Here is a 13,649-nt window from a genome sequence, read left to right on the forward strand (position 1 = left end):
GGATCGCTCGCTTAACCGCGCCGGCAAGGTTAACCTGTCGCGCAAGACCGTGATTCGTTTCCTCATTCCGATTCCTTGACGTAGCGCGAACGCTGCCGTGGCACCTGCCCGCCTGAAAGCTCTGCATCCTCTCGCTGGCACCGTGACCGGTCTGTCGGCCGGTGCTGCGGTCGCGATCCTGCTTCCGGGCGGGCTCGGCTCGGCGCTCGGCCTCCTGGCCTCCGGAGCAGGGTTGATGCTGGCGATGCGAGCCTTCGAACAGCGCGGTCTCGCCCGGCACGAGCAGGCCATGGCCGGGCTCGGCGAGGTCAAGGTCAGGCTCGCCACCAATGCCATCCGCCTCGATGCCCTGTCGCAGCGTGTCGAGCAGATGCCGATGCGGGACGCCGATGCCGCGCCGGCGCGCGCCGCGATCCATGAATTGACGGCCGAGGTCGGCCTGCTCGGCGACCTGATCCATCAGGTCGCGACGACCCTTGCCGATCATGAGAACGTCCTGGCGCGCCTGCCGGAGCCTGCCGCTGCCGCGCCCCCTGCGGCGGCGCCTGAAGTGGTGCTCGATCCGGAAGCCGCGCGTCGGGCGCGGGCGGACAAGCTTGCGGCCGAACGTGCCGCTGCCGCCGCTGCCGAGCGGGAGGAAGCCGAGGCCGAGCGGGCAGCCCTGATCGGCAAGGCTCTCGGCGAAGGCCGGATCGAGGTCCATCTCCAGCCGATCGTCTCGCTGCCGCAGCGCCGGACCAGCGGCTATGAGGCGCTGGCGCGCCTGCGGCTGGACGAGAGCACGCTGCTCCTGCCGCATGAATTCATCGAGACCGTCGAGACGCGAGGCTTCGGTCCGACGCTCGACGCTCTCGTCCTGACGCGAGCCCTGGCGATCGCGCGCCATCTCGGCTCGAAGGATGGCGGCATCTTCGTCTCCTGCAATTTCAGCCGCGCGACCTGGGGGTCGTCGCGGGCGCTGGCGACCTTGACCCGCATCCTCGACAAATATCGCGAGCATTCCGGGCACCTCGTCATCGAGATGCCGCAGGCGGTGTTCCGCGAGCTCGATCCGACCAGCCTCGGCCTGCTCGGCGCGATGTCGGCGAACGGCGTGCGTTTCGCGCTCGACCAACTGGTCGATTTGCGCCTCGATCCGCGCGCCCTGTTCGATCGGGGCATCCGTTTCGTGAAGGCGCCCGCCGCCTTGCTGCAGGCTCATGTCGAGGGGCGCATCCACAGCGATATCGATGCCGGCGACCTCGCGGCCCTGCTGGCTCGCATGTCGATTACCCTCGTGGCCGATCAGGTCGAGGACAATCCGGCCGCTGCCGACATGATCGAGCTAGGTGCCACGATGGGGCAGGGGCTGGCCTTCTCGCCGCCACGCCCGGTCAAGCCCGAGGTCTTCGCCGAGCCGGAGCCTACGCCCGCGCCTGCCGCAGCTGCCGCGCCACTGCCGGTGCCGGCCGAGGCCGCGCGCCCGCCGCAGAACATCGTCGATCGATTGCTCGGCCAGGACAGGCGCGTGCCGGCCCCGCCCGCGCTTCCGGAAGCCGCGCCGCAGGAAGCGCGCCCCGAACGGCTGCCGTTCCGGGCCGTGCTGCGCCGCGCCAGCGCCTGACGCGCGGCCGTCTCCCGCGCTCTCCGGTTCCGCTTCCGACGAATCCCGTCTAGATCAGGCTTTGTCGTGGGGCGGCGCTCGCTTGCCTCATTTAGCCGCCGGAGATCGAGACAGTGTCGCCATCGGGGATCGCTTCCACCCTTCCGCTTTCGGGCTTCTCCGAGGTTGCGGATCGTTTCGATCTCTGCCTGTGCGATGTCTGGGGCGTGGTCCATAATGGCGTCGCCGCCTATCGCGATGCGGTCGCCGCGCTGATGCGGATGCGCGAGCAAGGCATCAGCGTTGTGCTCGTCACCAACGCGCCGCGCCCGGCGGATGTGATCATCGGCCAGCTCGATGGGTTCGCCGTGCCGCGCGAAGCCTGGGATGCGATCGTCACGTCAGGCGATGTCTGCCGCTCACTCATCCGCGAGCGCGCCGGCCAGCCGATGTATCGGCTCGGACCCGATCGGGACCTGCCGCTGATCGCTGGGCTCGACGTGCGCGAGACCTCCCCCGACGAGGCAGCCTACGTGCTCTGCACCGGCCTGTTCGACGACGAGAGGGATACGGCGGCGAGCTATGCCGACCTGCTCGCCGGCTTTGCTGCGCGCGGGCTCCCGCTGATCTGCGCCAATCCCGACCTCGTGGTCGAGCGCGGCGGGTGCATCATTCCCTGCGCCGGCTCGGTCGCGCTCGCCTATGAGGAGATCGGCGGCCGGGCGATCTATGCCGGCAAGCCGCATCGGCCGATCTATGAGGCGGCGGTGGCGGCGGCCGAGAAGGCGCGCGGCGCCGCGATTGCCCGCGACCGGATCTGCGCGGTGGGCGATGCGATCCGCACCGACATCGCTGGCGCTGACGCTTTCGGCGCAGCCGGCATTATGGTGCTGGCCGGCATCCACGCCCAGGATCTGATGGAAGCGTCATGGGAGGAGCGTCACGGCTGGTTCGGCCGGCAGACGCATCGCCCGGCCTATGCGATGCCGCATCTGGTGTGGTGATAACGGTCAGGCCGCAGCGCAGACCGATTCGATCTTCGTCTTAAGCGTCTGCGCGTTGAACGGCTTGACGATGTAGTTGCTGACGCCGGCCTTCTTGGCGGCGACGACGTTCTCGGTCTTCGATTCGGCCGTGACGATGATGAACGGCGTTTCCGACAGCGCCGTCTCCTCGCGGACCTTCTGCAGCAGCTCGAAGCCGCTCATCGGCTCCATGTTCCAGTCGGAGATGACCAGACCGTATTTTTTGTCGCGCATCTTCAGGATGGCCGTCGAGCCGTCCGAGGCGTCGTCGACATTCTCGAAACCGAGCTGCTTCAGCAGGTTGCGGATGATGCGGACCATCGTCTGGTAGTCGTCGACGACGAGGATCGGCATGGACGGGTCGAGAGCCATTCTGGTGCTCCAGGCATGATGGTCGCGGTGCTGGGAGATACCAGCACCGTGCCGCTCGCCGAGTTGATAGCTGCGGCGTCTTGCGAACCGGTTAATCCGATTGCGGACTGACGCAAGGGGAGTAAGAGCCTCTAACAGAACCTGGCGGGGTCTCGATGGGCTTTGGAGGAGTCGAATGCCAGGAGGAGCGCGCAGCCGATACCCTTCGATATCGGCAAGTCGGTCCGACGCCGCAGGCGGCCCTCCAAAACCCACCTTCGGCGCCGGCAATTCGACCGCCCGCGGCGTCGCGGCGCTTGCCGATACCAACGGTATCGGCTTCACCCCGCTCCTGGCGGAGCGGACGAATTGCCGACGTCGAGACCCCGCCAGGTTCTGTTAGAGGCTCTAAGGTGCGCCGCACCAAAGTCCAATTGCGTGGATGTTGCGGTTGCGAGATGCTTAATCGAATCGCAGACAGGAGGGCAAAGGCCCACGGGCCGCGCAGGATCCATGACAGTTCAGCCGATATCTGGCGGGCTTTACACCGTCCACGCCTTCGAGGACCTGGCCATTGGCCAGAGCGAAAGCCTGATGCGGACCGTCATGGAACGCGATGTCGCCCTCTTCGCCGAGCTCTCGGGCGATGCCAATCCGATCCATCTCTGCGACCAGTTTGCCGCCAGTACCAAGTTCGGCCAGCGTATCGCCCATGGCATGCTGACGGCGAGCCTCGTCTCTGCCTTGCTCGGGACGCGTTTGCCGGGGCCGGGCGCAGTCTATCTGTCGCAGACCTTGACCTTCCTCGCGCCCGTCAAGATCGGCGACGTCGTCACGGCCCGCGTCGAGGTCGTCGAGCTCGTGGCCGAGCGCCGCCGGGTGCGCTTCTTTTGCGAATGCCTCGTCGACGGCAAGGCCGTGATGGAGGGCGAGGCCTGGGTCGCGATGCCGCCGAAGCCGCGCGTTTGACGTGCTCGACCTGGCCAGTGGCCTTGACGCCCCGCCGGCCTTCGCCGCAAAGACGGTCATCGCCCCATCGTGAGGGCAGGTGGACGTTCCCGATTGATGCCATCCCAAGCCGATGAGCCATCGCGCCCCGAGCCGACGGCGGTGGTCCTCGACCTCGAAAAGCCCCTTCCGGATGCCTTGCGCGGCGCCGTCCTGGCGCTCGGCAATTTCGACGGCGTCCATCGCGGTCATGCCGAGCTGGCCCGTCGGGCGGCATCCTTGGCCGCTGAGCTAGGGACCCGGCCTGCCGCCTTCACCTTCGAGCCGCACCCGCGCAGCATCTTTCGCCCGGAAGAACCGGTCTTCCGGCTGACCTCGCCGCAGCTCAAGCTGGAACTGCTGGCCGATGCCGGCCTGCCGCAGGTCTTCGTCCTGCCCTTCGATCGCGAGATCGCAGCGCTTCCCGCCGAAAGCTTTGTCGATGATCTTCTGATCGGGCGGCTCGGCGCTCGCGGTCTGGTCTGCGGCTACGATTTCCATTTCGGCAAGGGCCGCACCGGATCGCCGGAAATGCTGCAGGCCCATGGCCTCGCCGCCGATATCCCGGTTTCGGTCGTGGCGCCCTATTCCTGGCAGGGCGAGCCCGTCTCCTCGACGCTGATCCGCACCGCGCTGGAAGCTGGCGACGTCGCGCGCGCCGCTTCTTTCCTCGGGCGCCCCTGGCAGGTGCGCGGCCTCGTCGCCCATGGCGACAAGCGTGGGCGCGAGCTCGGCTACCCCACCGCCAACATGCAGCTCGCCCGCGACTGCAAGCTGCGCCACGGCATCTATGCGGTCCGGATGAAGATCGACGGTGTCTGGCATGACGGCGTCGCGAGCTTCGGCCGCCGCCCGACCTTCGACGACGGCGCGCCGCGGCTCGAAACCTTCGTCTTCGATTTCTCCGGTGATCTCTACGGCCAGCGCGTCGACGTCGCCTTCGTCGACTGGCTGCGCGGCGAGGAGAAGTTCGATGCGCTCCCGGCCCTGATCGCCCAGATGGATGCCGACAGCGCCCGCGCCCGCGACATTCTGGCCAAGACCCCTGCTTTCGGCGCGCCGCCCTTCCTTCCTTGAGCTGCGCCTGCTAGAAGCCCCGCATGCCCGCCGAACGCGCTCTGCTGATCGATCTTTCCCGGCGAATTACGGGCCCGGCTGCCGCCTCGCGCTGAACCGCGCGGACGCTTGCGCAGTCCGGGTTGAAGACCGCTTTTCCCGTTTCACGCGTGGACGCCCGCGGCCTATCGATCGGCCCGCCGTCCCGACTGTCCGAGCCGGATGATGACCGACAAGACCAACAACGCCAAAGCCGCTGAGACCGCTGCCGCTGGCGTCGATTATTCGCAGACGCTCTTCCTGCCCCAGACCGAGTTCCCGATGCGCGCCGGCCTGCCGCAGCGCGAGCCGGAACTGCTCGCCCGCTGGGCCAGGATCGACCTCTATCGCAAGCTGCGTGAGGCCGGGCAGGGGCGGGACCGCTTCGTCCTGCATGACGGCCCTCCTTACGCCAACGGCAACATCCATATCGGCCATGCGCTGAACAAGGTGCTGAAGGACCTCGTCACGCGCTCGCAGCAGATGCTGGGCTACGATTCCAACTATGTGCCGGGCTGGGACTGCCACGGCCTACCGATCGAGTGGAAGATCGAGGAGCAGTACCGCGCCAAGGGCCTGAACAAGGACGATGTTCTGGTCGTCGAGTTCCGCAAGGAATGCCGCGCCTTCGCCGAGCACTGGGTCGATGTCCAGCGCGAGGAGTTCAAGCGCCTCGGCGTCGAGGGCGACTGGGCCCATCCCTACCTGACCATGGCCTATCCGGCCGAGGCGCAGATCGCTCGCGAGATCATGAAATTCGCCGAGACCGGCCAGCTCTATCGCGGCTCCAAGCCGGTGATGTGGTCGGTGGTCGAGAAGACCGCGCTGGCCGAGGCCGAGGTCGAGTACGAGGAGCACACGAGCGACACGATCTATGTGGCGTTTCCGATCGTTTCGGTCTTCATCGACCGCACGTCGCGCGATCCGGATCTCGAGATCAACCGTGAAACCTTCTCCCAACTGGCGCTCAAATCGAGTGTTCTGATCTGGACGACCACGCCCTGGACGATCCCCGGCAATCGGGCGATCTCCTACAGCCACAAGGTCGCCTACGGCGTCTACAAGGTGACGGCTGCGCCTGAGAACAACTGGGCCAAGGTGGGCGCGACCTATATCCTCGCCAAGAACGTTGCCGAGAGCGTCTTCAAGGCGGCGAAGGTCGAGGCGTTCGAGCTCGTGATGGACGCGCCTGCTGCGATGATCGCCGGTCTAACCGCTGCCCACCCGCTGCGCGGCCACGGCTATGACTTCGACGTTCCGCTGCTCGACGGCGACCATGTCACCGACGATGCCGGCACGGGCTTCGTCCACACCGCGCCGAGCCATGGCCGCGAGGACTTCGACGTCTGGATGGCCAATGGCCGCCAGCTTACCGAGCGCGGCATCGAGACCCGCATCCCCTATACCGTCGATGCCGATGGGCGCTTCACCAAGGAGGCTCCGGGCTTCGAGGGCGCGCAGGTCATCACCGACAAGGGCGACAAGGGCAACGCCAACGACGTCGTCATCAAGGCGCTGGTCGAGGCCGGCAACATCATCGCGCGCGGCCGCCTGAAGCATCAGTATCCGCATAGCTGGCGCTCGAAGAAGCCGGTGATCTTCCGCAATACGCCGCAATGGTTCATTGCCATGGACAAGCCGATCGGCGAGGCCGGGGCGCCGAACGCGGCCGATCCGCAGCCGGTCGCCGGCGGCAATGCCGATACGCTGCGCAACCGCGCGCTGAAGGCGATCAAGGAAACCGAATGGGTGCCCGCCGCCGGCGAGAACCGCATCACCGGCATGATCGCCAATCGTCCCGATTGGGTCGTCTCGCGCCAGCGCGCCTGGGGCGTGCCGATCACGGTCTTCGTCGAGAAGGAGACCAAGGACATCCTCGTCGATGCCAGGGTCAATGCCGCGATCGCCGAGGCTTTCGAGGCGGAAGGCGCGGATGCCTGGTTCACCGATCTGGACGGCGCCCGCTTCCTCAAGCCCTTCGGCTATGATCCGGCCAAGTACGAGCGCGTCACCGACGTGCTCGACGTCTGGTTCGATTCCGGCTCGACCCATGCCTTCACGCTGGAGAAGCGCGCCGACCTGCGCGCCCGCCGCCGCGGCGATGGCGGCAAGGACCGCGTGATGTATCTCGAAGGCTCGGACCAGCATCGCGGCTGGTTCCATTCGAGCCTGCTGGAAAGCTGCGGCACGCGCGGCCGCGCGCCCTACGACATCGTCCTGACCCATGGCTTCTGCCTGGACGAGAAGGGCGAGAAGATGTCGAAGTCGAAGGGCAACGTCACTGCCCCGCAGGACGTCATCAAGGATAGCGGCGCCGACATCCTGCGCCTCTGGGTCGCGGCGGCCGATTATTCGGACGACCTGCGCATCGGCAAGGAGATCCTCAAGACCTTCGTCGAGACCTATCGCAAGCTGCGCAACACCATGCGCTGGATGCTCGGCACGCTCGCTCATTTCAGCGAGGATGTCCGCGTCTCCGATCCGCAGGCCATGCCGGAACTGGAGCGGCTGATGCTGCACAGGCTCGCCGAGCTCGGGCCGCAGGTCGAGGAAGCCTATCGCACCTATGACTACAAGAAGGTCGTGTTCCTGCTCTCGCAGTTCATGAACACCGAGCTCTCGGCCTTCTATTTCGACGTCCGCAAGGACGCGCTCTATTGCGATCCGCTGTCGAGCCATGTCCGCAAGAGCGCGCTGACCGTCGTCGACCATCTCTTCCGCTGCCTGACGACCTGGCTCGCCCCGATCCTGGTCTTCACGGCAGAGGAGGCCTGGCTCGACCGCTATCCCGAGAAGAAGGCGGGCGAGGGCTCGGTCCATCTCGAGCGCTTCGTCGCGGCCAAGGCGGACTGGCTCGATCCGGAACTGGCCGAGCGCTGGAGCAAGATCCGCCGCGTGCGCCGCGTCGTCACCGGTGCGCTGGAATTGGAGCGCGCGGCCAAGCGCCTCGGCTCCTCTCTGGAGGCAGCGCCGCGGGTCTTCGTCTCCGACAGCGATCTCTATGCCGCCTTGTCCGGTGCCGATCTCGCCGAGATCAGCATCACCTCGGGCATAGGCATCGAGAGCGGCGAGGGGCCGACGGATGCCTTCCGCCTCGCCGATGTGCCCGGCGTCGCGGTCGTGCCGCATCGTGCGGCCGGCATCAAATGCGCCCGTTCCTGGAAGTATTTCGACCCGGCGACGGCCGACAAGGCTTATCCACAGGTGACGCCGCGTGACGCCAAGGCTCTGAAGGAGCTGGGAGTGCGCGCCTGATGACGCCTGCCCGTGGCTTTGGATTGGCTGTCGTCCTGATCGTCTTCGTCGCCGATCAGCTCCTCAAGTCGTGGCTGCTCTACAGTGTCGGGCTGGCCGAGAACGGGCCTTACGATCTCACGTCCTTCCTGACGATCGTGCTCGCCTGGAATCGCGGTATCTCCTATGGGCTGTTCCAGCAGGGCACGGATCTTGGCCGCTGGTTCCTCGTCGTCATCTCCTTCGTCGCGGCCATCTGGCTCTGGCGCTGGATGTGGCGCGAGCAGCGGCGCTTCACGGTGCTGAGCCTCGCGCTGATCATCGGCGGGGCGCTCGGCAACGGGCTCGACCGCGCCGTCTATGGCGCGGTCGTCGACTTCGTCCATGTCCACTGGGGCAATTTCAGCTGGTATATCTTCAACATCGCCGACGTCGCGATCGTTGTCGGGGTGCTCGGCCTGCTATATGAGTCCTTCCGCTCGAGCGCGGAAAACACAGCTTAACGACGGTCTCGCCATTGTTTTGCCGTTCGTCTGGGTTTTGAGACGGGGCGAGATTGTCCGAAGGGAGATTTGACATGGCCGGACGCATTCGCGTGGCTCATCTGCTCATCGCCGGCGGGCTTATGCTCGTGGCGTCGCCCGCCTTTGCGCAGGACGGCATGCTGTTCAAGAATCTGATGGAAGGCACCTTCGGCCGAGGCGAAGGCGCTGATATCGACTATCGCGAGCGGGCCCCGTTGGTCGTTCCGCCGAATTCGACCCTGCCGCCGCCGCAGCAATCCGCGAGCACGCGCAATGCCGCCTGGCCCAAGGATCCGGATGTGCAGCGCCGCAAGGAAGACAAGAACCGCCGTTACGTTCCCGCCGACGGCGTAAAGGACAATCCGCTGCTGTCCGCCGAGGAAATCCGCCGCGGCCGCAGCACCACCGCGTCGCAGAGGACCGCTGCGCCCTACCGTGAGAACGACCTCTACAACAACGTCATCGGGCCGATCCGCATCGGCAAGGAACAGGCCGCACGCTACAACGAGGAGGCTGAGAAGCAGCTCTCCTACGGTTCCGAGCCGCCGCGCCGCACCCTGACCGAGCCGCCGACCGGCTATCGCCGCCCCGCTGCAACCGCGGCGTTCGGGCCGGGCGTCAGCGGTCCCGTCGAGAACACGCAGGCCGTCGGCGAGCGCGAGTTCGTGACCGGCCAGAAGCCCATGATGGGCCGGTGAGCAGGCTTGCCGGCGGCCGCGCCGCCTCTTGCCGAAACGCGGTGGCTTGACCAAGTTGGCTATCAGGGCGGGCGCATCGTGCCCGCCCTTTCTTGTCTGAGCGTGGAGACGATCTGAGGTGAACAGTCATGCGCACCGGGCCGACCTGGCGGAGCCGGTCGAAACGTTCCGGTTGGCCAACGGCCTCGATGTCGTCGTGGTGAAGGACCTGCGCGCGCCGGTCGTCACCCATATGGTCTGGTATCGCAACGGCTCGGCCGATGATCCGGCCGGCAAGTCCGGAATCGCGCATTTCCTCGAGCACCTGATGTTCAAGGGCACCGAACGCTGGCCGGCCGGCGAATTCTCGAAGATCGTCGCCGGCTTCGGCGGCCAGGAGAACGCCTTCACCTCTTTTGATTATACCGCCTATTTCCAGCGCGTGCCGAAGGAGCATCTGCGCGCGATGATGGATTACGAGGCCGACCGGATGACCGGCCTCTCCTTCGACGAGAGTGTGGTGGCGCCCGAGCGCGACGTGGTGCTGGAGGAGCGGCGCATGCGCGTCGATTCCGACCCGGCCGCCCAGCTCGGCGAGGAATTCTCCGCGACCCTGTTCTTCCACCATCCCTACGGCACGCCGATCATCGGCTGGGAGCACGAGATCGAGCGCCTGAGCCGGGACGACGCCTTCGCCTATTATCAGCGCTTCTACACGCCTGAGAACGCGATCCTGGTCGTCGCCGGCGACACCGATGCCGCTGAGGTTCGTCGCCTTGCCGAAGAGACTTACGGCAAGATCGCGGCCCGCGGCGCGGCGCCCGTCCGCTCCCGCCCGATCGAGCCGGAGCCGCGCGCCTCGCGCCGCGTGCAGCTCAACGATCCGCGCGTGCAGCAGCCTTCCCTGCGCCGCGGCTGGCTGACCCCGACCTATACGGCTGGCGAACGCGACGAGGTTCTGGCGCTCGAACTCGTCGCCGAGATTCTCGGCGGCGGCACGACCTCGCGGCTTTATCGCAAGCTCTGCGTCGAGAGCGAGCTGGCCGCTGGCGCCAGCGCCTATTTCATGGGCTCGATGGTCGATCGCGCCGCCTTCCAGGTTTCCGCCAGTCCGCGCCCTGGCGTCGAGATGGCGGCGATGGAAGCCGGGCTCGATGCGGCGCTCGCCGCCTTCCTGGCTGACGGCCCGAGCGAACTGGAGCTGGCCCGGGCCCGCACCCGGCTGGTTGCCGAAACGGTCTTCGCCCGCGATAACCAGTCTTCGCTGGCCCGCATCTTCGGCTCGGCCTTGGCCGTGGGCGAGACGGTCGAGGATGTGCTCGCCTGGCCCCAGCGCATCGAGGCCGTCGGCCGGGATGCCGTGATCGAGGCGGCGCGCCGCTATCTCAAGCCTGATCGCAGCGTCACCGGCCTGTTGCTGCCGGCTTGACGCCGCCGTCCCATCGAACGGGCGGAGATCACGCTCCGCCGACAGGAAGCGACATGAACGCCCCCATTCCGACGCCCAAGCTCAACACGGCCGGTCCGGCCATCGCCGTCCAGGTCGTCCGCTCGCCCGGCGGCGTCGAGGCCTGGCTGGTCGAGGAGCACAGCCTGCCCCTGATCGCGGTTGATTTCGCCTTCGATGGCGGCGCCAGCCGCGATCCCGCCAACGCCGCCGGCAGCGCTTATCTGATCTCCGGTCTGCTCGACGAGGGCGCCGGGGATCTCGACGCCGAAGCCTTTCAGGGCCGGATGGCAGACCACGCCATCAGCCTCGGTTTCGACGCCCGCCGCGACGATTTCCACGGCCATCTCCAGACGCTCTCCACGCATCGCGACACGGCTTTCGACCTGCTCGGGCTGGCGCTCAACCAGCCGCGCTTCGATGCCGACGCCGTCGACCGCGTTCGGGCTCAGGTCATCGCCGGACTGCAGCGCCAGGCGAAGAACCCCGAGGTGATGTGCCGCAACGCTGTCTACGCCGCGGCCTTCCCGGGGCATGCCTATAGCCGGCCCGAGAAGGGCGATATCGACAGCGTCTCCGGGCTGGAAGCGCCGGCGCTGAAGGCGTTGCGGCCGACGCTGCTCGATCGCGCCGGGCTCAAGATCGTCGTCGTCGGCGACATCACGGCGGCCGAGCTCGCCGGGCGGCTCGATGCGCTCTTCGGTGAGTTGCCCAAGGGCGAGGCCCGCCCGCGCCCGGCACAGCCCTTGCCGATTCAAGGTCTTGGCCAGACCCATGTCATCGATCTCGACGTGCCGCAGACCGTGCTGCGCTTCGTCGGGCCGGGCCTGATGTGGGACGATCCCGATTTCATCCCGGCGAGCGTTCTGAACCATATCCTCGGCGGCTCCGCCTTCACCTCCCGCCTCTTCATGGAAGTGCGCGAGAAGCGCGGTCTCGCCTATGGCGTCTCCTCCAGCCTGATGCCGTTGCGCGAGAGCGCGATGTTGGTCGGCGGCACCGCCACCCGCAACGACCGCGCCGCGGAATCGATGAAGGTCATCCGCGAGGAGATGCTGAAGCTCGCCGAGGAAGGCCCGACCGAGCATGAGGTCGAGGAAGCCAAGCGCTACATTATCGGCTCCTATCCGCTGCGCTTCGACACCTCGCCGAAGATCGCCGGCGAATTGCTGGCGCTCGCGCTGCGCGGCGACACGCCGGATTTCCTCGCCCGCCGCAACGGCCTCTTCGCCGCGGTGACGCTCGACGACGTCAGGCGCGTCGCACGGCGCCTCTTCGGCAACCCTGACCTGCTCGTGCAGGCGGTTGGCAAGCCCGTCGGGCTGGTCTGAAATAGGGCATCGTCTCCTCGTCGATACGGATAGGTCTACATGCTCCAGCAAAGCTTCGATCTCGCGCTCGAATCCAAGGTCGGCAAGGGCGGTATTCCCCATGCGGCCTTCGAGACGGCGCTGGCCGATCTCAAGCCCGCGCTGGCGAAGCTGCAGGGGCAGGCGAAGGACGGTTCGCTCCCGCTGCTGAAGCTGCCAAGCGATACCGCCGATCTCGGGCCGGTGAAGGCCGCTGCCGAACGGCTCAAGGCTGGCGGAACCACCGATGTGCTGGTGCTCGGAACCGGGGGCTCCAGTCTCGGCGGCCAGACGCTGGCGCAGCTCACCGGCTACGGCATCGCCGGACTGTCGCAGTTCACCGCGGGTCCGCGCGTCCATTTCATCGACAATCTCGACCCGGCGACCTACGCCGCCCTGCTTGCCAAGCTGCCGCTCAAGACGACGAAATTCGTCGCCATCTCGAAATCGGGCGGCACCGGCGAGACGCTGCTGCAGTCGATCGCGGCGATCGAGGCTTTGCGCGGCGCTCACTTGACCGATCAGCAGATCGGCACGCATTTCGAGGGACTGTCCGAGCCCGCCAAACCCGGCAAGCTTCACCCCTTGCGCGCTTTGCTCGAGCCCTTCGGCACGCCCTTTCTCGAGCATCACACCGATGTCGGCGGGCGCTATTCCGTGCTGACCAATTGCGGCCTGCTGCCGGCCGCCGTGCTCGGCCTCGATATCGAAGCGCTCAGGCTCGGTGCCGGTCGCGCCGTGGCCCCGCTCTTCGCCGGCAAGGACGTCCGCGAGACGCCGGCGGCGGTCGGCGCCGCGCTGCATCTCGCCGCGATGCGCTCGGGCAAGAACATCGCCGTGCTGATGCCCTATGCGGACAAGCTCGCTTTGCTCACCCGCTGGTGGATGCAGCTTTGGGCCGAGAGCCTGGGCAAGGACGGGCAGGGGACGCAGCCCGTCGGCGCGCTCGGGCCGGTCGACCAGCATTCGCAGCAGCAGCTCTATCTCGCCGGCCCGAAGGACAGGTTCTTCACCGTCGTGACGACCGGCGTGAAGGGCAAGGGCCCGCAGATCGATGCCGCCCTGGCCGAGAAGATCGGCCAGGCCGATTTCGCCGGCAAGACCATCGGCGACATGGTGGCGGCGCAGGGCATCGCCATGATCGACACCTTCGCCAAGAACGGCTGCGCGGTCCGCCACTTCCATGTCGAGCGCATCGACGAGACCAGCCATGGCGAGATGCTGATGCATTTCATGCTGGAGACGATCCTCACCGGCTATGCGATGGGCGTGGACCCGTTCGACCAGCCGGCGGTGGAGGAAGCAAAGCTCCTCGCCAAGCGCTATCTTGCCGAAGGGCGGGCTTGAAACGCATGCTGTCCTCCTCCCCTTGCGGGAG

The 13,649-nt window shown here is 67.0% G+C and carries 11 protein-coding genes; 10 read left to right on the forward strand and 1 reads right to left on the reverse strand.

Translation table 11 applies throughout. From position 1 onward, the window contains the following. Window positions 1–97 precede the first annotated feature (97 nt). Window positions 98–1,603 carry an EAL domain-containing protein gene (locus tag Q0Q02_RS09730; RefSeq protein WP_293808874.1) on the forward strand — a complete coding sequence of 502 codons (1,506 nt, stop codon included), beginning with the start codon at window positions 98–100 and terminating at the stop codon, window positions 1,601–1,603. Window positions 1,604–1,716: 113 nt separating this feature from the next. Continuing rightward, on the forward strand, window positions 1,717–2,586 hold the full coding sequence (locus Q0Q02_RS09735; RefSeq protein WP_293808876.1) for a TIGR01459 family HAD-type hydrolase: 870 nt from the start codon (window positions 1,717–1,719) through the stop codon (window positions 2,584–2,586). A 6-nt stretch (window positions 2,587–2,592) separates the two neighbouring features. Here the strand turns inward: Q0Q02_RS09735 and Q0Q02_RS09740 are convergent, their stop codons facing one another. Next, entirely contained in the window at window positions 2,593–2,979 is a 387-nt protein-coding gene (locus Q0Q02_RS09740; RefSeq protein WP_293808877.1) for a response regulator, read from the reverse strand. Between the two features lie 492 nt (window positions 2,980–3,471). Here Q0Q02_RS09740 and Q0Q02_RS09745 point away from each other — a divergent pair, with 492 nt between their 5' ends. The 8 genes from Q0Q02_RS09745 to Q0Q02_RS09780 all read left to right on the forward strand — a co-directional run bounded on the left by Q0Q02_RS09745 (window position 3,472) and on the right by Q0Q02_RS09780 (window position 13,618). Further along, window positions 3,472–3,927 carry a MaoC family dehydratase gene (locus tag Q0Q02_RS09745; RefSeq protein WP_293808878.1) on the forward strand — a complete coding sequence of 152 codons (456 nt, stop codon included), beginning with the start codon at window positions 3,472–3,474 and terminating at the stop codon, window positions 3,925–3,927. A 96-nt stretch (window positions 3,928–4,023) separates the two neighbouring features. Beyond that, complete coding sequence (locus tag Q0Q02_RS09750) at window positions 4,024–5,022, forward strand: bifunctional riboflavin kinase/FAD synthetase (protein WP_293808879.1); 999 nt, start codon at window positions 4,024–4,026, stop codon at window positions 5,020–5,022. 204 nt (window positions 5,023–5,226) lie between these two features. Beyond that, window positions 5,227–8,295, forward strand: a complete 3,069-nt coding sequence (gene ileS / locus Q0Q02_RS09755) for an isoleucine--tRNA ligase (RefSeq protein WP_293808881.1) — start codon at window positions 5,227–5,229, stop codon at window positions 8,293–8,295. Then, complete coding sequence (gene lspA, locus Q0Q02_RS09760) at window positions 8,295–8,777, forward strand: signal peptidase II (RefSeq protein WP_293808883.1); 483 nt, start codon at window positions 8,295–8,297, stop codon at window positions 8,775–8,777. Before ileS ends, lspA begins: the two co-directional genes overlap by 1 nt. A 74-nt stretch (window positions 8,778–8,851) precedes the next feature. Beyond that, window positions 8,852–9,496: a hypothetical protein gene (locus tag Q0Q02_RS09765; RefSeq protein ID WP_293808885.1), complete on the forward strand. Its 645-nt coding sequence runs from the start codon at window positions 8,852–8,854 to the stop codon at window positions 9,494–9,496. Window positions 9,497–9,614: 118 nt separating this feature from the next. Further along, window positions 9,615–10,904, forward strand: a complete 1,290-nt coding sequence (locus Q0Q02_RS09770; protein ID WP_293808887.1) for a pitrilysin family protein — start codon at window positions 9,615–9,617, stop codon at window positions 10,902–10,904. A 53-nt stretch (window positions 10,905–10,957) separates the two neighbouring features. Next, a complete protein-coding gene (locus Q0Q02_RS09775) occupies window positions 10,958–12,253 on the forward strand; it encodes a pitrilysin family protein (protein WP_293808889.1) in 1,296 nt (431 codons plus the stop codon). 39 nt (window positions 12,254–12,292) lie between these two features. Continuing rightward, entirely contained in the window at window positions 12,293–13,618 is a 1,326-nt protein-coding gene (locus Q0Q02_RS09780; RefSeq protein WP_293808891.1) for a glucose-6-phosphate isomerase, read from the forward strand. Window positions 13,619–13,649: the final 31 nt, after the last annotated feature.

This window comes from uncultured Allobosea sp. (assembly GCF_945956895.1).
Classification (GTDB): Bacteria; Pseudomonadota; Alphaproteobacteria; order Rhizobiales; family Beijerinckiaceae; genus Allobosea.

What these genes read in the sequence shown, in the direction of transcription:
- lspA (WP_293808883.1), top strand. Translation starts at nt 8,295, where the DNA reads ATGACGCCTGCCCGTGGCTTTGGATTGGCTGTCGTCCTGATCGTCTTC.
- Q0Q02_RS09780 (WP_293808891.1), top strand. Translation starts at nt 12,293, where the DNA reads ATGCTCCAGCAAAGCTTCGATCTCGCGCTCGAATCCAAGGTCGGCAAG.
- Q0Q02_RS09740 (WP_293808877.1), bottom strand. Translation starts at nt 2,979, where the DNA reads ATGGCTCTCGACCCGTCCATGCCGATCCTCGTCGTCGACGACTACCAG.
- Q0Q02_RS09775 (WP_293808889.1), top strand. Translation starts at nt 10,958, where the DNA reads ATGAACGCCCCCATTCCGACGCCCAAGCTCAACACGGCCGGTCCGGCC.
- ileS (WP_293808881.1), top strand. Translation starts at nt 5,227, where the DNA reads ATGACCGACAAGACCAACAACGCCAAAGCCGCTGAGACCGCTGCCGCT.
- Q0Q02_RS09745 (WP_293808878.1), top strand. Translation starts at nt 3,472, where the DNA reads ATGACAGTTCAGCCGATATCTGGCGGGCTTTACACCGTCCACGCCTTC.
- Q0Q02_RS09765 (WP_293808885.1), top strand. Translation starts at nt 8,852, where the DNA reads ATGGCCGGACGCATTCGCGTGGCTCATCTGCTCATCGCCGGCGGGCTT.
- Q0Q02_RS09750 (WP_293808879.1), top strand. Translation starts at nt 4,024, where the DNA reads ATGCCATCCCAAGCCGATGAGCCATCGCGCCCCGAGCCGACGGCGGTG.